General features: G+C 71.1%; 17 protein-coding genes and 3 tRNA genes. 17 read left to right on the forward strand and 3 right to left on the reverse strand.

All coding sequences use genetic code 11. The features are described 5' to 3' along the window. Positions 1 to 157 precede the first annotated feature (157 nt). Positions 158 to 1,429, reverse strand: a complete 1,272-nt coding sequence (locus tag ACZ4UX_RS03390) for an amidohydrolase family protein (protein ID WP_359803437.1) — start codon at positions 1,427 to 1,429, stop codon at positions 158 to 160. 254 nt (positions 1,430 to 1,683) lie between these two features. Between ACZ4UX_RS03390 and ACZ4UX_RS03395 the strand changes: the two genes are divergently transcribed. The 6 genes from ACZ4UX_RS03395 to ACZ4UX_RS03420 all read left to right on the forward strand — a co-directional run bounded on the left by ACZ4UX_RS03395 (position 1,684) and on the right by ACZ4UX_RS03420 (position 4,235). Then, positions 1,684 to 1,756: transfer RNA gene (locus ACZ4UX_RS03395), tRNA-Thr, on the forward strand. A gap of 43 nt (positions 1,757 to 1,799) precedes the next feature. Further along, positions 1,800 to 1,872 (forward strand) — tRNA-Met (locus ACZ4UX_RS03400). 83 nt (positions 1,873 to 1,955) lie between these two features. Continuing rightward, positions 1,956 to 2,120, forward strand: a complete 165-nt coding sequence (rpmG, locus tag ACZ4UX_RS03405; protein ID WP_006604855.1) for a 50S ribosomal protein L33 — start codon at positions 1,956 to 1,958, stop codon at positions 2,118 to 2,120. 116 nt (positions 2,121 to 2,236) lie between these two features. Next, positions 2,237 to 2,695, forward strand: coding sequence for a MaoC family dehydratase N-terminal domain-containing protein (locus ACZ4UX_RS03410; RefSeq protein WP_329488179.1), 459 nt, complete (start codon positions 2,237 to 2,239; stop codon positions 2,693 to 2,695). 4 nt (positions 2,696 to 2,699) lie between these two features. Beyond that, positions 2,700 to 3,122 (forward strand): MaoC family dehydratase, encoded by a 423-nt coding sequence (locus ACZ4UX_RS03415; protein ID WP_329488178.1) that lies wholly within the window; start codon positions 2,700 to 2,702, stop codon positions 3,120 to 3,122. 66 nt (positions 3,123 to 3,188) lie between these two features. Continuing rightward, positions 3,189 to 4,235 (forward strand): UDP-N-acetylmuramate dehydrogenase, encoded by a 1,047-nt coding sequence (locus ACZ4UX_RS03420; protein ID WP_465705415.1) that lies wholly within the window; start codon positions 3,189 to 3,191, stop codon positions 4,233 to 4,235. On the opposite strand, the gene ACZ4UX_RS03425 is transcribed toward ACZ4UX_RS03420, so the two are convergent. Together ACZ4UX_RS03425 and ACZ4UX_RS03430 are read right to left on the reverse strand one after the other, a co-directional pair. Further along, positions 4,232 to 5,329 carry an adenosine deaminase gene (locus tag ACZ4UX_RS03425; protein ID WP_465705265.1) on the reverse strand — a complete coding sequence of 366 codons (1,098 nt, stop codon included), beginning with the start codon at positions 5,327 to 5,329 and terminating at the stop codon, positions 4,232 to 4,234. The genes ACZ4UX_RS03420 and ACZ4UX_RS03425 overlap by 4 nt on opposite strands. Positions 5,330 to 5,435: 106 nt before the next feature. After that, on the reverse strand, positions 5,436 to 6,683 hold the full coding sequence (locus tag ACZ4UX_RS03430) for a pyridoxal phosphate-dependent aminotransferase (protein WP_465705267.1): 1,248 nt from the start codon (positions 6,681 to 6,683) through the stop codon (positions 5,436 to 5,438). A 273-nt stretch (positions 6,684 to 6,956) separates the two neighbouring features. On the opposite strand from ACZ4UX_RS03430, the gene ACZ4UX_RS03435 reads away from it, so the two are divergent. The 11 genes from ACZ4UX_RS03435 (at position 6,957) to rpoB (ending at position 18,725) form a co-directional block, all read left to right on the forward strand. Continuing rightward, positions 6,957 to 7,029: transfer RNA gene (locus ACZ4UX_RS03435), tRNA-Trp, on the forward strand. Between the two features lie 149 nt (positions 7,030 to 7,178). Next, positions 7,179 to 7,535 carry a preprotein translocase subunit SecE gene (secE, locus tag ACZ4UX_RS03440; RefSeq protein WP_329488174.1) on the forward strand — a complete coding sequence of 119 codons (357 nt, stop codon included), beginning with the start codon at positions 7,179 to 7,181 and terminating at the stop codon, positions 7,533 to 7,535. Positions 7,536 to 7,747: 212 nt separating this feature from the next. Beyond that, a complete protein-coding gene (gene nusG / locus ACZ4UX_RS03445; protein WP_380382360.1) occupies positions 7,748 to 8,680 on the forward strand; it encodes a transcription termination/antitermination protein NusG in 933 nt (310 codons plus the stop codon). 181 nt (positions 8,681 to 8,861) lie between these two features. Beyond that, complete coding sequence (gene rplK, locus ACZ4UX_RS03450) at positions 8,862 to 9,296, forward strand: 50S ribosomal protein L11 (protein WP_148644356.1); 435 nt, start codon at positions 8,862 to 8,864, stop codon at positions 9,294 to 9,296. A 76-nt stretch (positions 9,297 to 9,372) separates the two neighbouring features. Further along, on the forward strand, positions 9,373 to 10,095 hold the full coding sequence (gene rplA, locus ACZ4UX_RS03455; protein WP_329488172.1) for a 50S ribosomal protein L1: 723 nt from the start codon (positions 9,373 to 9,375) through the stop codon (positions 10,093 to 10,095). A gap of 204 nt (positions 10,096 to 10,299) precedes the next feature. Next, positions 10,300 to 11,091 (forward strand): hypothetical protein, encoded by a 792-nt coding sequence (locus tag ACZ4UX_RS03460; protein ID WP_465705270.1) that lies wholly within the window; start codon positions 10,300 to 10,302, stop codon positions 11,089 to 11,091. 92 nt (positions 11,092 to 11,183) lie between these two features. After that, the gene (locus ACZ4UX_RS03465) at positions 11,184 to 12,008 is read left to right on the forward strand and encodes an SCO4651 family lipoprotein (protein WP_465705272.1); all 825 of its coding nucleotides are present in this window, start codon (positions 11,184 to 11,186) and stop codon (positions 12,006 to 12,008) included. A 170-nt stretch (positions 12,009 to 12,178) separates the two neighbouring features. After that, on the forward strand, positions 12,179 to 13,039 hold the full coding sequence (locus tag ACZ4UX_RS03470; RefSeq protein ID WP_329488168.1) for an SCO4651 family lipoprotein: 861 nt from the start codon (positions 12,179 to 12,181) through the stop codon (positions 13,037 to 13,039). 339 nt (positions 13,040 to 13,378) lie between these two features. Further along, the gene (gene rplJ / locus ACZ4UX_RS03475) at positions 13,379 to 13,942 is read left to right on the forward strand and encodes a 50S ribosomal protein L10 (RefSeq protein WP_359803449.1); all 564 of its coding nucleotides are present in this window, start codon (positions 13,379 to 13,381) and stop codon (positions 13,940 to 13,942) included. A 90-nt stretch (positions 13,943 to 14,032) separates the two neighbouring features. Then, positions 14,033 to 14,413, forward strand: coding sequence for a 50S ribosomal protein L7/L12 (gene rplL / locus ACZ4UX_RS03480; protein WP_329488166.1), 381 nt, complete (start codon positions 14,033 to 14,035; stop codon positions 14,411 to 14,413). A gap of 835 nt (positions 14,414 to 15,248) precedes the next feature. Continuing rightward, entirely contained in the window at positions 15,249 to 18,725 is a 3,477-nt protein-coding gene (gene rpoB, locus ACZ4UX_RS03485; RefSeq protein WP_329488165.1) for a DNA-directed RNA polymerase subunit beta, read from the forward strand. The last annotated feature ends 96 nt before the right edge of the window (positions 18,726 to 18,821 follow it).

Raw genomic sequence — 18,821 nt, forward strand, 5'->3', positions numbered from 1 at the left:
TGGGGGATGCCGGGACCGCTCCGCCGCCTCGGCGGCCGACCGGTGGGGGAGGGGCGCGCGACCAACGACGCGCGCCCCTGTCACCCGCTCGGCCCTGCTCGGCCGCCCTGCTCGGCCCTGCTCAGCCGCCCTGGTCGGGCCGCCGCCGGCCCGCCACTCAGCCCCCGCCCGTGCTCCCCGACTGCCGCGGCAGCGCCAGCGCCACCGTGTCGGCGAACTCCCGCACGGCACTGGTCCGGCTGACGATCCGACCGCTGTGCACCACCAGCCGGCTGTGCCCGCCCGCGAGCGCCCCCGCCAGGCTGTCCCCGCGCACCGCCAGCAGCTCCGCCGGGAACCCGGCGTCCACCCGGACCGGCGGCAGCCCGAGCGCCGCCCGGGCCTGGTTGGCCACCGCGTCGTACGCCTCCTCCACGTCCAGCACCCCGCTCGCCGCCAGCAGGTAGGCGGCCTCCAGCGGATCGGCCCGGCCCACCGGGTTGGCCGGGTCCCGCAGCGAGCCGCTGCCGGCCGAGAGCGGTACCCGGGCCTGCGCCAGCTCCCGCGGCAGCCCCGGCCGCATCCCGGCGGCCCGGCCCTCCAGACCGCTGCAGCCGCCGTTCTGCGGCAGGCAGACCACCCGGACGCCGCTGCTGGCCAGCACCGCCGGCCCGCCCGGCGCCAGCGCGCCGCACGGGCCGAGCACCACCCGGGGCCGCAGCGGGGCGAGCGCGCTCGCCAGCCGGGCCAGCTGCGCCGCGTCGGCCCCGGTGGTGTGCAGGTCCACCGGGCAGTCCGCCTCCCGGGCGGCCTCCAGCAGCACCTGGACGTACCCGGCCGGGTCAGGGTCCAGCTCCGGACAGCCGCCGGCCGCGGTGGCACCGAGCTTGAGCGCGTCGCGCAGCTGGGCCCGGCCGTCCGCGCCGGCCAGACCGGTGAGCAGCCGGGGCATCGCGACCGCCTGCAGCTCCGCCAGGCCGCGCAGCGCCTGCCGGGCGGTGAGCACCGCCTCCAGCCGGCGCAGCCCGTGCACGTCGCCGATCCGGACGTGGGTGCGCTGCGCGGTGGCGCCGTAGCCCAGCGAGGTGAGCGCGGCCTCGGTGACCCGGCGGGTCAGGTCGCCGGAGGTCTCCGGCGGCGGTGCGGGCAGCGCGGCCGAGAAGGCGACGTCGTAGTGGGCGTGCGCCTCGGCGGGGGCCGGCAGCAGCAGATAGCCCTTGAGGTCGATCCGGGCCCCGGTGGTCGTGGTGGGGGCACCGGGCAGGGCCGGCAGCGGGCCGAGGCTGCCGGTGGTGCCGACGGCCTGGATCCGGTCGCCGCTGATCCGTACGTCCACCACCCGGCCGTCGGCGAGCCGGGCGTCGGTGAGCAGCAGGACGGGGCCGTGCCCCAGCGGATTGGCGGCCGGCCCGGACCCGGGGTGGGGCCCGTCGGAGGGTGCGCTGTCCATCGCCCGGTTCCTCCCTCGCGCCGGCCGGTGCGGATCCCCGGCCCGTCCCGATCAATGAGCGACGAGCCTATGGCGCGGGGGCACGGGGTGCGGGGACGCGGGCAATAGTCGTATCGGGTCGGGCCGCGCCCCACCGGGGCCGATCGAACGCCCTGCCTTCGATCGTTCGCCCGTGCACCTCGCCCACCTGCGGTCTTCGCGCCGGGATACGGATTTCACCTCTGGGCGCGGAACGTGTAATCTCTTCCTCGTTCGCCCCTATAGCTCAGTCGGTAGAGCGTCTCCATGGTAAGGAGAAGGTCTGCGGTTCGATTCCGCATGGGGGCTCTGGTGAGAAGGAGTCAGCTTCGGCTGTGCTCCGGATCACTGTGGCGGTGTAGCTCAGTTGGTAGAGCAAGCGGCTCATAATCGCTGTGTCACCGGTTCAAGTCCGGTCACCGCTACCCCGCGTAGTCGGTCGGGAGATCGCACTCCCGGTCGGCTACTCTTGTTGTGTTCTTATTCAATGTCCAAGGAAGGCACTCCCGTGGCTGCCACCGATGTCCGCCCGAAGATCACGCTGGCCTGCGTGGAGTGCAAGGAGCGGAACTACATCACCAAGAAGAACCGGCGTAACGACCCGGACCGTCTTGAGATGAAGAAGCACTGCCCCCGCTGCAACTCGCACACCGCGCACCGCGAGACCCGCTGACCCTGTCGCGTGTCCGCGGGCCTGTGTGATCACAGGTCTACGACTCCGGGCCGTACCCCTCACAGGGTGCGGCCCGGAGTCTTTTTCGTCATTCACCAAGCTCTTGAGGAGCTGCCATGGCACTCGACCCCTCCTTCATCGGGCGGACGTACCCGCCCACCGAGCCGTACGAGGTCGGCCGGGAGAAGATCCGCGAGTTCGCCGTCGCCGTGGGCGACGCCAACCCGGCGTACACCGACCCGGAGGCGGCCAAGGCGTTCGGCCACCCGGACGTCATCGCCCCGCCGACCTTCCCGTTCGTGCTCACCTACCGGGCCGCCGGCCAGGTGGTGGAGGACCCGCAGCTGGGCCTGGACTACAGCCGCGTGGTGCACGGTGACCAGAAGTTCGTCTACACCCGCCCGGTGCGGGCCGGCGACCGGCTCTCCGTCGCGGTGACCATCGACAACATCAAGTCGCTCGCGGGCAACGACGTGCTCACGGTGCGCGGCGAGGTGACGGACGCGACCGGCGAGCACGTGGTGACGTCGGTCATGACCCTGGTGGCCCGGGCCGCCGACGAGGCGGGGGAGTAACACCATGGCGATCAGCTACGACGAGGTCGCGGTCGGCACCGAGCTGCCGGCGCGGTCCTTCCCCGTGACGCGCGCCACGCTGGTGCAGTACGCGGGCGCCTCCGGGGACTTCAACCCGATCCACTGGAACGAGAAGTTCGCGCTGGAGGTCGGCCTGCCCGACGTCATCGCGCACGGCATGTTCACCATGGCCGAGGCGGTCCGGGTGGTCACCGACTGGGTCGGCGACCCGGGCGCGGTGGTCGAGTACGGCGTGCGCTTCACCCGGCCGGTGACGGTGCCCAACGACGGCGTCGGCTCCGTGATCGAGGTGACCGGCAAGGTCGCCAAGCTGCTGGACGACCGGAAGGTGCAGGTCGACCTGCTGGCGACCTTCGGCGGCCTGAAGGTGCTGGGCATGTCCCGCGCCGTCGTCCGGCTGGCCTGAGCGCCCGGAGCCCGAGCGCCCGGCGGGGAGGGGCGGACCGGCCCCTCCCCGTACGCTGGGGGCGTGCTGGTAGAACTCGACGCCCCCCTCGCCCCGCTGACCACCCTGCGGCTCGGCGGTCCCGCCCGCCGGCTGGTGACCGCGCAGACCGACGAGGACGTGATCGCCACCGTCCGGGAGGCCGACGCGGCCGGCGAGCCGCTGCTGGTCCTCGGCGGCGGCTCCAACCTGGTGATCGGCGACGCCGGCTTCGCCGGGACGGTGCTGCGGATCGCCACCACCGGCTTCGTGCTGGACGGCACCACCCTGGAACTCGCGGCCGGTGAGGTGTGGGCCGACGCGGTGACCAGGACCGTGCTGGAGCACGGCCTCGCCGGGATCGAGTTCCTGGCCGGGATCCCCGGCTCGGCCGGCGCCACCCCGGTCCAGAACGTGGGCGCGTACGGCCAGGAGGTCGCCCAGTCGATCACCGAGGTGGTCGCCTACGACCGCCGGACCGACCGGGTGGTCACCCTCACCAACGCCGAGTGCGGCTTCTCCTACCGGCACAGCCGCTTCAAGGCCGACCCGGACCGCTACGTCGTGCTCCGGGTCCGCTTCGGCCTGGAGGACGGCGGCGGGCTCTCCACCCCGGTCGCCTACGCCGAGACGGCCCGGCACCTGGGCGTGCTGCCGGGCGAGCGGGTCGACCTCACCACCGCCTGGAACGCCGTGCTGACGCTGCGCGCGGGCAAGGGCATGGTGCTCGACGCGGCCGACCACGACACCTGGTCGGCGGGCTCCTTCTTCACCAACCCGGTGCTGACCGCCGAGCAGTACGCCGCCTTCCTGGCGCTGGCGGCCGCGCGAGAGCTCACCGCCCCCGCCTACCCGGCGCCGGACGGCCGGACCAAGACCTCGGCGGCCTGGCTGATCGACAAGGCCGGCTTCGGCAAGGGGTACGGCAGCGGCCCGGCCACCCTCTCCACCAAGCACACCCTGGCCCTGACCAACCGCGGCGCGGCCACCGCCGAGGACCTGCTGGCGCTGGCCCGCGAGATCCGCGACGGCGTCCGGTCCGCGTTCGGCGTGGAGCTGGTCAACGAGCCGGTGATGGTGGGCGTCGAGCTCTAGCCGGCGGCGCGGCCCGGGTGCCGGTCGGCCGGGAAGCCCCGGGCGGCCGCCACCCCCGGGGTGGTGCCGTCCCCGAGCCAGCCGTCGATGTCCGCCAGCAGCTCCTTGCGGACGCTGTCCGGCGCGCGTGAGCCCCGCACCGACTGGCGGGCCAGCTCGGCGAGTTCGGCGTCGGAGAAGCCGAGCACGTCGCGGGCCAGCTCGTACTGGGCGGCCAGCCGGGTGCCGAACAGCAGCGGGTCGTCGGCGCCCAGCGCCAGCGGGACGCCCGCGTCGAACAGCCGCCGCAGCGGGACGTCCTCGGCCCGCTCGTAGACGCCCAGCGAGACGTTGGAGGACGGGCAGACCTCGCAGGTGACCTGCCGGTCGGCCAGCCGCTGCATCAGCCGGGGGTCCTCGGCGGCCCGGACGCCGTGGCCGATCCGGCCGGCGCCCAGGTCGTCCAGGCAGTCCCGGACCGACTCGGGCCCGGCCAGTTCGCCGCCGTGCGGGGCGGCCAGCAGCCCGCCCTTGCGGGCGATGTCGAAGGCCCGGTCGAAGTCCCGGGCGAAGCCGCGCCGTTCGTCGTTGGAGAGGCCGAAGCCGACCACGCCCCGGTCGGTGTAGCGGACGGCCAGCCGGGCCAGCGTCCGGGCGTCCATCGGGGACTTCATCCGGTTGGCCGCGACCAGCACCCGGATCCCGACGCCGGTCGCCCCGGCGGCCTGCTCCACCGCGTCCAGGATCAGTTCGAGGGCGGGGATCAGACCGCCCAGCCGGGGCGCGTACGAGGTCGGGTCGACCTGGATCTCCAGCCAGCGCGAGCCGTCCCGCCGCTCGTCCTCGGCGGTCTCCAGCACCAGGCGGCGGATGTCGGACTCGTCGCGCAGCACCGAGCGGGCGGTGTCGTAGAGGCGCTGGAAGCGGAACCAGCCGCGTTCGTCGGTGGCCCGCAGCCTGGGCGGCTCGGCGGAGCTGAGCGCCTCCGGCAGCCGGACGCCGTGCTTGTCGGCCAGCTCCAGCAGGGTGGCGGGGCGCATCGAGCCGGTGAAGTGCAGGTGCAGGTGGGCCTTGGGGAGGTCCCTGACGTCTCGCGGATTCAGCAGGCGTTCCATTCGCCGATACTGCCGTATCGGGCCCCGATACGGGAACCGCCCCCTTCCCGTCCCCCGAAGGGGTGAAAAGGGGGCGGTCCGCGGTGGAGCGGGACGGTCGGGACCGTCAGGCGGTGGCCTCGGCGAGCAGCTTCTGCATCCGGCCGACGCCCTCGACCAGGTCGGCGTCGCCGAGCGCGTAGGAGAGCCGCAGGTAGCCCGGGGTGCCGAAGGCCTCGCCGGGGACGACCGCGACCTCGACCTCGTCCAGGATCAGCGCGGCCAGCTCGGCGGAGCTCTGCGGACGGCTGCCGCGGATCTCCTTGCCCAGCAGGCCCTTGACCGACGGGTAGACGTAGAACGCGCCCTCGGGCTCGGGGCAGAGGACGCCCTCGATCTCGTTCAGCATCTTCACGATGGTCCTGCGGCGCCGGTCGAAGGCGGTGCGCATCTCGTGCACGGCGGCGAGGTCACCGCTGACGGCGGCGAGCGCGGCGCGCTGCGCGACGTTGGAGACGTTCGAGGTGGCGTGCGACTGCAGGTTGGTCGCGGCCTTGACGACGTCCTTGGGGGCGATCAGCCAGCCCACCCGCCAGCCGGTCATGGCGTAGGTCTTGGCCACGCCGTTGACCACGATGGTCTTGTCCGCGAGCTCGGGCAGCAGGGCCGGCAGCGAGGTGAACTTCGCGTCGCCGTAGACCAGGTGCTCGTAGATCTCGTCGGTCAGCACCCAGAGGCCGTGCTCCAGGGCCCACTCGCCGATGGCCCGGGCCTCGGCCTCGGTGTAGACCGCGCCGGTCGGGTTGGACGGCGAGACGAAGAGCACCACCTTGGTGTTCTCGGTGCGGGCGGCCTCCAGCTGCTCGACCGAGACCTTGTAGCCGGTGGTCTCGTCGGCCACGACCTCCACCGGCACACCGCCGGCCAGCTGCACCGACTCCGGGTAGGTGGTCCAGTACGGGGCCGGGACGATGACCTCGTCGCCCGGGTCGAGGATCGCGGCGAAGGCCTCGTAGATCGCCTGCTTGCCGCCGTTGGTCACCAGCACCTGGGAGGCGTCCACCTGGTAGCCGGAGTCGCGCAGCGTCTTGGCGGCGATCGCGGCCTTCAGCTCCGGCAGGCCGCCGGCCGGGGTGTAGCGGTGGTTCTTCGGGTCGCGGCAGGCCTCGACGGCGGCTTCGACGATGTAGTCCGGGGTGGGGAAGTCCGGCTCGCCGGCGCCGAAGCCGATGACCGGCCGGCCGGCCGCCTTGAGGGCCTTGGCCTTGGCGTCCACGGCGAGGGTCGCGGACTCGGCGATCGCGCCGATCCGGGCGGAGACCCGGCGGTCGGCGGGGCGGACGGAACTGTCGGGCTGCGGGGTGGAAGCGCTCATGCCTGCATGGTCGCAGAACCGGGACGGACCGGGCATGGGGGTTTCACCATATGTACGGGCTCGTCCGGATGGTGGCCCGAGCGGGGCCGGTCCGTGGTCGTCAGGCGGCCGGTTCGGTGGTCGGACGTGAAAGAAGAGGTTCGACCAAATGCCTCTCGACCACGTACACTCACTCCTCGACGGCCACCGAGAAGCCACGCTTCCACCGCCTGTGCATGCAGCGGCGGGAGATGCGGTAGGTTGGTGGTCGCTACAGGGGCCGAGAGGCACCGTAGGGCAATAGCTCAATTGGTAGAGCACCGGTCTCCAAAACCGGCGGTTGGGGGTTCAAGTCCCTCTTGCCCTGCTGCTTGATCCGTATTCAGCCCGTTCGCTCCACAGAGCGAGCGGGCTTGATGCGGAGAGGGCTCCGAACAGCACCGCTTTAGCCGGCCGCTCGTGCCCTCTCGGGCACGCAGGTGATGCTCGGCAGGACCCGGATTCAGGTGAGGACGAGTGACGGAGACCACGGGCTCCACCGCAACGCCTGAGAGCGGCAACCCCGAGGGTGCCGACGGCGCTGACGAGACCACGCCTGCCGAGGGCGGGGACGAGGGGCAGTCGCGCCGCGACCGCAAGCGGGCAGGCCGCGCGGACAAGAAGTCCGGCAAGCGTGCCAAGAAGGGCGCCTTCGCCCGGCTCGCGCTGTTCTACCGCCAGATCATCGCGGAGCTGCGCAAGGTCGTCTGGCCCTCCCGCAACGAGCTGGTCAACTACACCACCGTGGTGGTCGTGTTCGTCGTGGTCGTGATGGCGTTCGTCGCCGGCCTCGACTACGGCTTCTCGAAGCTCAGCCTCTGGGTCTTCGGCTGACCGAGCGGTCCCACCTTCGAAACAGCTTCCCGACCCGGGCCGATTCTTCGGCCCGGGTCGAGCTGTCGGCGCCGGACGTACGAGGCCGCTACCGTTGACTCGGTACTGTTGAAGTCTCCGAGTCATCTCCTGGCGCCCGTGTGAAGCAGAGCGGCGCCGGAAAGGTCCCGGAGCGCGCCACCTTCACCATCTCCAGGAAAGAAGCAGCCACCGTGTCTGAGTCCCCCCTGTACGACGCCGACGAGACCGTCCGCGAGGCGGATGTCGCCGCCGAGCTGGACGCGGCCGAGCTGGCTGACGAAGCCGAGGCCGCCGAGCAGATCGTGGACGCCGCGGACAGCGACGAGGACGAGGTCGCGGCGGACGACGAGGCCGAGGCCGGCGAGCCCGCCGAGGAGGCCGCGCTGCACGCGGAGTCCGCCGAGGAGCTCGACGCCGAGGACACCGAGGCCGCCGAGGACCAGGACGAGGACGAGGCGGCGGACGAGGCCGGCGCCGAGGCGGAGGCCGAGGAGGAAGCCGCCGAGGAGGCCGTCGAGGTCGACCCGGTCGCCAAGTTCCGCGAGGACCTGCGCTTCATGCCCGGCGAGTGGTACGTGATCCACACCTACGCCGGCTACGAGAACCGGGTGAAGCAGAACCTGGAGCAGCGCGCGGTCTCCCTCAACGTCGAGGAGTACATCTTCCAGGCCGAGGTGCCGCAGGAGGAGGTCGTCCAGATCAAGAACGGCGACCGCAAGACCATCCGCCAGAACAAGCTCCCCGGCTACGTGCTGGTGCGCATGGACCTCACCCCGGAGTCCTGGGGCGTCGTGCGCAACACCCCCGGTGTCACCGGCTTCGTCGGCAACGCCTACGACCCGTACCCGCTGACGCTGGACGAGGTCGTCAAGATGCTCGCCCCCGACGTCGAGCGCCAGGCGGCCAAGGACGCCGGCAAGCCGTCGCCGGTCAAGCCCAGCGAGATCCAGGTCCTGGACTTCGAGGTCGGCGACTCGGTCACCGTCACCGACGGCCCCTTCGCCACCCTCCAGGCGACGATCAACGAGATCAACCCGGACTCGAAGAAGGTCAAGGGCCTGGTCGAGATCTTCGGCCGGGAGACCCCGGTCGAGCTCTCCTTCGACCAGATCCAGAAGAACTAGTACGGCCGCGGGGGACTCGGACGAGTCCTCGGGTTCGGGGCGGGGCTTCGGCCCCGCCCCGAAGTCGTTTTGGTCCAGCGGCGCATCCGCGTTAGCCTGGTCCGATGTGTGTGCTGGCGGCTGGGTGTCGCCCCGGTTCCGCACGCACCAGCAATCACCTCTCGGAAGGACCCGGAGAGAAATGCCTCCCAAGAAGAAGAAGGTCACGGGGCTTATCAAGCTCCAGATCAACGCCGGTGCGGCCAACCCGGCGCCGCCGGTCGGCCCCGCGCTGGGTCAGCACGGCGTCAACATCATGGAGTTCTGCAAGGCCTACAACGCCGCGACCGAGTCGCAGCGCGGCATGATCGTGCCGGTGGAGATCACGGTCTACGACGACCGTTCCTTCACCTTCATCACGAAGACGCCGCCGGCCGCGCGCCTCATCCTGAAGGCCGCGGGCGTGGACAAGGGTTCGGCCGAGCCGCACAAGACCAAGGTCGCCAAGCTCACGGCCGCCCAGGTCCGCGAGATCGCCACGGTCAAGCTCCCCGACCTGAACGCCAACGACCTGGACGCCGCGTCCAAGATCATCGCCGGCACCGCCCGGTCGATGGGCATCACGGTCGAGGGCTGATCACCCTTCTCGTCCTTGTGGTAGGGCCTGCGCGGCCCGTCCATACCACGACTCCATTCCCCATTCAGGAGCAGCAGTGAAGCGCAGCAAGGCTCTGAAGGCCGCGGACGCACAGGTCGACCGCGAGCGCCTTTACGCCCCCCTCGAGGCCATCCGCCTCGCCAAGGCGACCAGCACCACCAAGTTCGACGGCACCGTCGAGGTCGCCATGCGTCTGGGCGTCGACCCGCGCAAGGCCGACCAGATGGTCCGCAGCACCGTGATCCTCCCGCACGGCACCGGTAAGACCGCTCGGGTCCTGGTCTTCGCGACCGGCGAGCGTGCCGAGGCCGCGCGTGCTGCGGGCGCCGACATCGTCGGCTCCGACGAGCTCATCGACGAGGTCGCCAAGGGCCGCCTCGACTTCGACGCCGTCGTCGCCACCCCGGACCTCATGGGCAAGGTCGGCCGCCTGGGCCGCGTGCTCGGTCCCCGTGGCCTGATGCCGAACCCGAAGACCGGCACCGTGACCCCGGACGTGGCCAAGGCCGTGAACGAGATCAAGGGCGGCAAGATCGAGTTCCGCGTCGACAAGCACTCGAACCTGCACTTCATCATCGGTAAGGCCTCCTTCACCGACGAGCAGCTGGTCGAGAACTACGCCGCCGCGCTGGACGAGGTGCTCCGCGCCAAGCCGTCCGCCGCCAAGGGTCGCTACATCAAGAAGACCGCGATCAGCACCACGATCGGCCCCGGCATCCTGGTGGACCCGAACCGCACCCGCAACCTCCTGGTCGAGGAGGACCCGGCCTCCGTCTGAGCCCTGAGCTCCGACCGGTAGCCGCGTCCTGGGCGCAGCAGTAGTCCGCACGACGGGCCCGTACCCTCTCACCGGGGGTGCGGGCCCGTCGTCGTGTCCGGATCGAGATCCCGGCGGTGGGGAACTCCCGGGCGGCTCGTCGTACGCTCGGCCGGTCCGATCATCTGATCGATGCCCGACCGAAGCCGACCGCCGGAGTGTGCCGTGCCGCCCGCCCTTCGCCCCGCCGCCTGGGGGGCGGCCCTCCTGGTGCTCGCCAGCGGCCTGACGGCGTGCAGCCTGCTGGCGGTCTCGGGGGACCGCACGCCGCTGGGCACACCCGCGACGGTCCGCCCGCCCAAGCAGGTGCTGCTCTCGGCCACCCAGACGCTGGACGACACCGGCGGCGCGCGGGTGCGGACGGTCGAGGAGGGCCCGGCCGGGCGGCGCACCGCCGCCGGCACCGTGGTCTGGGGCCCCCGGGACGCGGCCGAGCTGGCCGTCACCGACGAGCGCGGCACCGGCCGGCTGCGCAGCCAGGACGGCACGGTCGACCTCGGGTACGAGGGGGCGGCGCCGCTGCGCGCCGAGCGGGCCGAGGCCGAGTCGCTCGACCCGCGGGCCGCCCCGGGCGCGGGCGGCTACGCGGGCGGCTGGATGACCGGGCTGATATCCAACCCGGGCGACTCGGCGCACACCATGGCACTGGCCGGCCGGCTCACCTCGCTCGGCGGGGAGGAGCTCGCCGGCACCACCGTGGCGCACTACCAGGGGAGCGCGCCGGTGGCCGAGTACTTCGCCGCGGACCAGGGCCTCACCCCCGAGCGGCTCGCGGTGGTCCTCGGCTACTACCGGGAGCGCGGCGTGACCGCCATCGGGTACGACGTCTGGATCGCGCCCGGCGACCGCCTGCTGCGGCTGCGCGCCACCGCCGTGGGCAGCGCCGGAACCGTGGTCACCACGACGGACGTCTCCGAGCTCGGGACGGGCACCGAGAGCCCGGCCCCCGCGGGCTAGGCGGCGCCACCGCACGCGGTGGGGGAGGCGCCCGGTGATCCATTAGAGTCCGCTGGGTATTTTCTGATGATCAGGTCTTTGGGGGGCTCCTTATGCGCGTTCTGCGCCATGCGTGCGTCACGGTCGCGGCGACCGTCCTGGCCGCCGGGCTGGCGGCCTGCGGCAGCGACGGTACGACCGGCACCAAGGCGGCCGGTGACGCCATCGCCGGCGCCGCGGCGGGACTCGACCCGCGCGCGGCGCTGGCCGCCTCGGCCGTGGTGATGCAGCGGGCCGGCAACGGCTCGCTCGCGCTGACCGTCGAGGCCGGCCCGATGGCCGGTACCGCCGAATGGCAGCAGCGGACCGTCGTCGACGTCGCGGCCAAGACCGAGTCGGGCACCAGGGCGAGGATCATCGGTGACGAGGTCTACCTCGGCGGAGGCCTGCAGACCACGGCCGTGCTGGGCGGGAAGCACTGGGCCAGGATCGAGCCGAAGGACCCGGTCGTCGGCTCGATGTCGGTGATGTTCCTGACCGTCGCGCAACTGACGAACCCGGTCCTCCAGTTGTCGGCGGCGGCCCAGGGCGGCAAGCTCACCAAGGTCGGCGCGGAGGCGGTCGGCGGGGTCCAGACCACCCACTACCGCGCCGTCGAGGAGGTCGCCAAGCTGGCCGACAGCCTGAGCGCGCTCGGCGGCGACCAGCGCGCGGCCGTCCGCCAGACGCTCGACACCGGCGGCAGCACGCTGACCGTGGACTTCTGGATCAACGACAAGCAGGAGCTCGTCCAGCTCCGGGAGTACGGCGACAAGGGCGGCGAGTCCTCGGCCGTCACCGTCACCTACTCGGGCCTCGGCGCCGCGCCCAAGATCGAGGCACCGGCCGCGGGCGACGTCGGCAAGGGGGCCGACTTCGCCAAGGTCTTCCGCAGCTGACCCCACCGGGCGCCGGCGACACCGCCCGACGGGCCGAGGGGGTCGCCGCAGGTCGGTCCGGTCCCTGGTGGCAAGGTGGCTGGAACAGCACGGCCGGTCCACGGCGGCCGGGGACGGGGCGGCCCGCAGCGGGACCGCCGCAGTGGTGACCGGACGGAAGGAGAGGGGGCATGGCGGTGCGGCAGCGACTGGCGGCCATCACGGCCGCGGTGCTCCTGGCGAGCGGTCTCACCGCGTGCGGCAGCGGCGGGGGCGCCTCGCCGGTGCCGTCCGGCACCCCGTCGCCGAGCACCGTCGCCGCGACCGGGCCGGCCAAGCCCACCGACCGGTCGCCGCACGGCGTCCTGCTCTCCGCCCAGCTCACCATGCAGACCGCCCGCCGGGCCAAGGTCAGCTACCGGCTGGGGGCGGACGCCGGCTCCGGCCCGCTGTTCTGGCAGCCGAAGACCGCGCTCCAGGTCAAACGGTCCACTTCGGCCGAGGCCGAGCAGCTGATCGTCGTGGACACCGTGGCGTACCAGGGCGGTGACGCGGCCACCGCGGCCCGGCAGGCCGGCCGGCACTGGGAGCGGTTCTCCGTGGCGCCGACCGCGGACGGCCACCGGGAGATCCCCTACGCCGGGCTGATCGACCTGCTGAACCCGGTCGAGGCGCTGGCCGCCGCGACCGCCGACGGGATCGAGGCGCAGTACCTCGGCGAGGAGAAGTTCGAGGACTCGGCGGTCGAGCACTTCCGGGTCACCACCGACGCCGAGCGCTACGCGGCCGCCCAGGTCCAGCTGGGCCAGGCCCGCCGGGACGGCCTGCGGGCCGCGCTGGCCCCCGGCGGCTCGGTCTCGCTGACCCTGGACCTGTGGCTGAACGACAAGGACCAGCTGGTCCGGCTGCAGCGCACGGGCACCGGGGCGAGCGGCCGGGCGGACGACGCGGTGCTCTACAGCGACTTCGCCGGCACCCTCTCGGTGCAGGCCCCGGCCGAGGCGGACACCGTGGACGTGGGCACCCGAAGCATCTCCCCGCTGGCCCGCTGAGGGCCCCGGGTGGGCGATTTGCCCCGGACGGCCGAGTCCGGCTAGTGTTACCGAAGCCAAAGACCGCTGGTTGTCGCCGTGCACTCGCAAGGGGCGCGGAGACCGAAGGATCTGCGATTCGTCGCAGGCAGCCCGCGCAGGATTGTTTGGAGCTTGGACTTCCGGGACCCCCGTGTTCGCACGTGGACCCGTCGAGGTCGAACTGAGCCCCGTGCGCCTGCGCACCGGGGCTCATCTGCTTTTCCGCAGGAGCTTTCCTTCCGTCCGGTGGTCCGAGGTTCGAATGGTCGACTTTCGCGGTCGGCCTGACTTCGACATCACGGAAGGAGGCGTAAGCCTATGGCTAGGCCCGACAAGGCTGCCGCCGTCGCCGAGATCACGGAGCAGTTCCGTGCCTCGAACGCGGCCGTGCTGACCGAGTACCGCGGTCTGACGGTGAAGCAGGTTAAGACCCTGCGTCGCTCGCTGGGTGACAACGCCCAGTACGCCGTGGTGAAGAACACGCTGACCAAGATTGCGGCCAATGAGGCCGGGATCACGGAGCTCGACGACCTGTTCGCCGGTCCGACGGCTGTCGCCTTCGTCACCGGTGACCCGGTGGAGTCGGCGAAGGCTCTGCGTGACTTCGCCAAGGAGAACCCCGCTCTCATCATCAAGGGCGGTGTCCTTGACGGTAAGGCGCTGACCGCCGATGAGATCAAGAAGCTCGCGGACCTCGAGTCCCGCGAGGTGCTGCTCGCCAAGCTGGCCGGCGCGCTGAAGGGCAAGCAGTCCCAGGCTGCCGCGCTCTTCCAGGCCCTGCCGTCGAAGCTCGTCCGCACTGTGGACGCGCTGCGCGACAAGGTCGAGCAGGGCGGTGCCGGTACGCCGGCTCCCGCCGCCGAGGACGAGGCCGCGGAGTAATTCCGCAGGCTCACGCCTCGCTGCGGGCCCGTACGCCCGCCAACCCGTACATACGGCACCACCTGCCGAATTAGTGGAAGGACGCCAATCATGGCGAAGCTGACCCAGGACGAGCTGCTCGCGCAGTTCGAGGAGCTCACCCTCATCGAGCTCGCCGCCTTCGTGAAGGCGTTCGAGGAGAAGTTCGACGTCACCGCTGCCGCTCCGGTCGCCGTTGCCGCCGCCGGTGGCGCTGCCCCGGTCGAGGCTGTTGAGGAGCAGGACGAGTTCGACGTCATCCTCGACGGTGCCGGCGACAAGAAGATCCAGGTCATCAAGGAGGTGCGCACCCTGACCTCCCTCGGCCTGAAGGAGGCCAAGGACCTCGTTGACACCGCTGGTGCCAAGGTCCTGGAGAAGGTTGCCAAGGACGTTGCCGAGAAGGCCAAGGCTGCCCTCGAGGCCGCTGGCGCCAAGGTCACCGTCAAGTGACTCCTCCCCGGCCCTGAGGGCCGGGAGGCAGCCGCACGCCCTCACTGAGGGCGGAGGATGCCACGGGCCGGGCCGATCACCCTCGCGGGTGGTCGGCCCGGCCTTTTTCGTGTTCCCGGACCCTCCCGGGCCCCGGGAGGCTCCGGACCGGGCGCCGGCGCCGGGGGCCGGGCAGAGGCGTCCGGAGCGGGTCGCCGACGGGCCGTGGCGGCTCCGCGGCGGCCCCCGCGACCCGGCGGCACCGGAGTGGCCGAGAGCGCACTCGGCACCGTCGGTGCGGGCGGGTATGGTGATCGCTGTCATCGAGAGTGGCCCTCACCACGGCTTCTGTAACGCCGGGCGGGTCCAGGGCGATGGACGGGTCGAGGTCCGTGCCGGAGGCGGGCCCTTGACGAACCGGGCGCGGCGCGCGATTCTCGTGGCGCGAGTCCGCCCCGGTTGGTTCGCTGGTGGATGCATAACCAGCGGCTCCGGAGGGAAGTGACTCCACGTGAGTCGAGGCGGCCCGGCGGTGTCCGGGCCAGTGCAGTACCCGGTGGGCGTTCGCGTCCGCCGGCTACCGGGAGGAGTCTCCGATTCGGTTTCCGAATCAGAGCTGGACAGCAGTGTGCCGTTTGGCTACACTGTCCCTTTGCGCTGCCTGTTAGCTGCTCCGTGACTCGTCGCCCGGAGTTTGCGTTGCCCTGAAGGGGTCTGGCACCGCCTCCGCAAAACGGCTCTGACCTCGGGTTTCACGACCCGGCAGAGGCCAGTGGCGAGGGAGGTGGGACCAAGCCTTTCCAGGCCCGGCCGGTACGCGCGCAGTGAGCTCCGAGCCCTCGGAAGGACCCCCCTCTTGGCCGCGCCGCGCAACGCCTCGAACAATTCCGCCGCATCCACCGCCCCGCTCCGCGTTTCGTTCGCGAAGATCAAGGAGCCCCTCGAGGTCCCGAACCTCCTGGCCCTGCAGACCGAGAGCTTTGACTGGCTGCTCGGCAACGCGGCCTGGAAGGCCCGGGTCGAGGCGGCCCTGGAGAGTGGTCAGGACGTCCCCACCAAGTCCGGTCTGGAGGAGATCTTCGAAGAGATCTCGCCGATCGAGGACTTCAGTGGGTCGATGTCGCTGACCTTCCGCGACCACCGTTTCGAGCCGCCGAAGAACTCCATTGACGAGTGCAAGGACCGCGACTTCACGTTCGCGGCCCCGCTCTTCGTCACGGCCGAGTTCACCAACAACGAGACCGGTGAGATCAAGTCTCAGACGGTCTTCATGGGCGACTTCCCGCTCATGACCCACAAGGGCACGTTCGTGATCAACGGCACCGAGCGTGTCGTCGTCTCGCAGCTCGTCCGCTCCCCGGGTGTGTACTTCGACTCCACCCTGGACAAGGTGTCCGACAAGGACATCTACTCCTGCAAGGTCATCCCCTCGCGTGGTGCCTGGCTGGAGATGGAGATCGACAAGCGCGACATGGTCGGCGTCCGCATCGACCGCAAGCGCAAGCAGTCCGTCACCGTGCTGCTCAAGGCGCTCGGCTGGACCAACGAGATGATTCTCGAGGAGTTCGGCGAGTACGAGTCGATGCGCGCCACCCTGGAGAAGGACCACACCCAGGGCCAGGACGACGCGCTGCTCGACATCTACCGCAAGCTGCGCCCGGGCGAGCCGCCCACGCGCGAGGCCGCGCAGACGCTTCTGGAGAACCTCTACTTCAACCCGAAGCGCTACGACCTCGCCAAGGTCGGCCGTTACAAGGTCAACCGCAAGCTGGGCAACGCGGAGTCGCTGGACTCCGGCGTGCTCACCGAGCCCGACATCATCGGTGCGATCAAGTACCTGGTGAAGCTGCACGCGGGCGAGACCGAGTGGCGTGACACCGAGGGCCGCGACATCGTGGTCGAGGTCGACGACATCGACCACTTCGGCAACCGTCGTCTGCGCAACGTCGGCGAGCTCATCCAGAACCAGGTCCGTACGGGTCTCGCCCGTATGGAGCGCGTCGTGCGCGAGCGCATGACCACCCAGGACGTCGAGGCGATCACGCCGCAGACCCTGATCAACATCCGGCCGGTCGTCGCCTCCATCAAGGAGTTCTTCGGCACCAGCCAGCTGTCGCAGTTCATGGACCAGACGAACCCGCTGTCGGGCCTGACCCACAAGCGCCGTCTGTCCGCCCTCGGCCCCGGTGGTCTCTCCCGTGAGCGCGCCGGCTTCGAGGTCCGTGACGTGCACCCCTCGCACTACGGGCGCATGTGTCCGATCGAGACCCCGGAAGGCCCGAACATCGGTCTGATCGGGTCGCTGGCCTCGTACGGCCGGGTCAACGCGTTCGGCTTCATCGAGACCCCGTACCGCAAGGTCATCGAGGGTGTCGTCACCGAGCAGGTCGACTACCTCACGGCCGACGAGGAGGACCGCTACGTCATCGCGCAGGCCAACGCCCCGCTGACGGCGGAGCTGACCTTCGCCGAGCCGCGTGTCCTGGTCCGCCGCCGTGGCGGCGAGATCGACTACATCCCGGGCACCGAGATCGACTACATGGACGTCTCGCCGCGCCAGATGGTGTCGGTCGCGACCGCCATGATCCCGTTCCTCGAGCACGACGACGCCAACCGCGCGCTCATGGGCTCGAACATGATGCGCCAGGCGGTGCCGCTGCTGAAGAGCGAGGCTCCGCTGGTCGGCACCGGCATGGAGTACCGCTGCGCCGTCGACGCCGCGGACGTCATCACCGCCGAGAAGGCCGGTGTCGTCCAGGAGGTCTCGGCCGACTACGTCACCGTGGCCAACGACGACGGCACGTACACCACGTACCGCGCCGCCAAGTTCACCCGCTCCAACCAGGGCACCGCCTTCAACCAGAAGGTGCTCGTGGACGAGGGCGCCCGGGTCGAGGTCAACCAGGTGCTGGCCGACGGTCCGTGCACCGACGAGGGCGAGATGGCCCTCGGCAAGAACCTGCTCGTGGCGTTCATGTCGTGGGAGGGTCACAACTACGAGGACGCGATCATCCTGTCGCAGCGCCTCGTGCAGGACGACGTCCTCTCCTCGATCCACATCGAGGAGCACGAGGTCGACGCCCGTGACACCAAGCTCGGCCCCGAGGAGATCACCCGGGACATCCCGAACGTCTCCGAGGAGGTCCTCGCCGACCTCGACGAGCGCGGCATCATCCGGATCGGCGCCGACGTCGTCACCGGTGACATCCTGGTCGGCAAGGTCACGCCCAAGGGCGAGACCGAGCTGACCCCGGAGGAGCGCCTGCTCCGCGCGATCTTCGGTGAGAAGGCCCGCGAGGTCCGCGACACCTCGCTGAAGGTGCCGCACGGTGAGTCCGGCAAGGTCATCGGCGTCCGCGTCTTCGACCGCGAAGAGGGCGACGAGCTGCCCCCGGGCGTCAACCAGCTGGTCCGCGTCTACGTGGCCCAGAAGCGCAAGATCACCAACGGTGACAAGCTCGCCGGCCGTCACGGCAACAAGGGCGTCATCTCGAAGATCCTGCCGGTCGAGGACATGCCGTTCCTGGAGGACGGCACCCCGGTCGACATCATCCTCAACCCGCTGGGTGTCCCGTCCCGAATGAACCCGGGACAGGTCCTGGAGATCCACCTCGGGTGGCTCGCCAAGCAGGGCTGGGACGTCTCCGGCCTCGCCGACGAGTGGGCCCAGCGCCTCCAGGCGATCGGCGCCGACACCGTCCAGGGCGGCACCAACCTCGCCACCCCGGTCTTCGACGGCGCCCGCGAGGACGAGATCACCGGCCTGCTGGACAACACCACCCTCACCCGTGACGGTGAGCGCCTGGTGAACTCCACCGGTAAGGCCCGGCTGTTCGACGGCCGCTCCGGCGAGCCGTTCCCGATGCCGGTCTCGGTCGGCTACATGTACATCCTCAAGCTGCACCACCTGGTCGACGACAAGCTGCACGCCCGTTCGACCGGCCCGTACTCGATGATCACCCAGCAGCCGCTGGGTGGTAAGGCGCAGTTCGGTGGTCAGCGCTTCGGTGAGATGGAGGTGTGGGCCCTTGAGGCGTACGGCGCCGCCTACGCGCTGCAGGAACTCCTCACCATCAAGTCCGACGACGTTCTCGGCCGCGTGAAGGTCTACGAGGCCATCGTCAAGGGCGAGAACATCCCCGAGCCCGGCATTCCCGAGTCCTTCAAGGTGCTCATCAAGGAAATGCAGTCGCTCTGCCTCAACGTGGAGGTGCTGTCCTCGGACGGCCAGTCCATCGAGATGCGGGACTCCGACGAGGACGTGTTCCGCGCCGCCGAGGAGCTCGGCATCGACCTGTCCCGGCGCGAGCCGAGCAGCGTCGAAGAGGTCTGACGGAGGCAGGGCCGGCTCTTCACCACTGGGAGCCGGCCCGCCCCCAGGCCCCCCTCAGACCACATGAACGACTCTCGACTTACGAAAGAGGGCTTG

Source organism: Kitasatospora sp. NPDC028961, assembly GCF_055564815.1.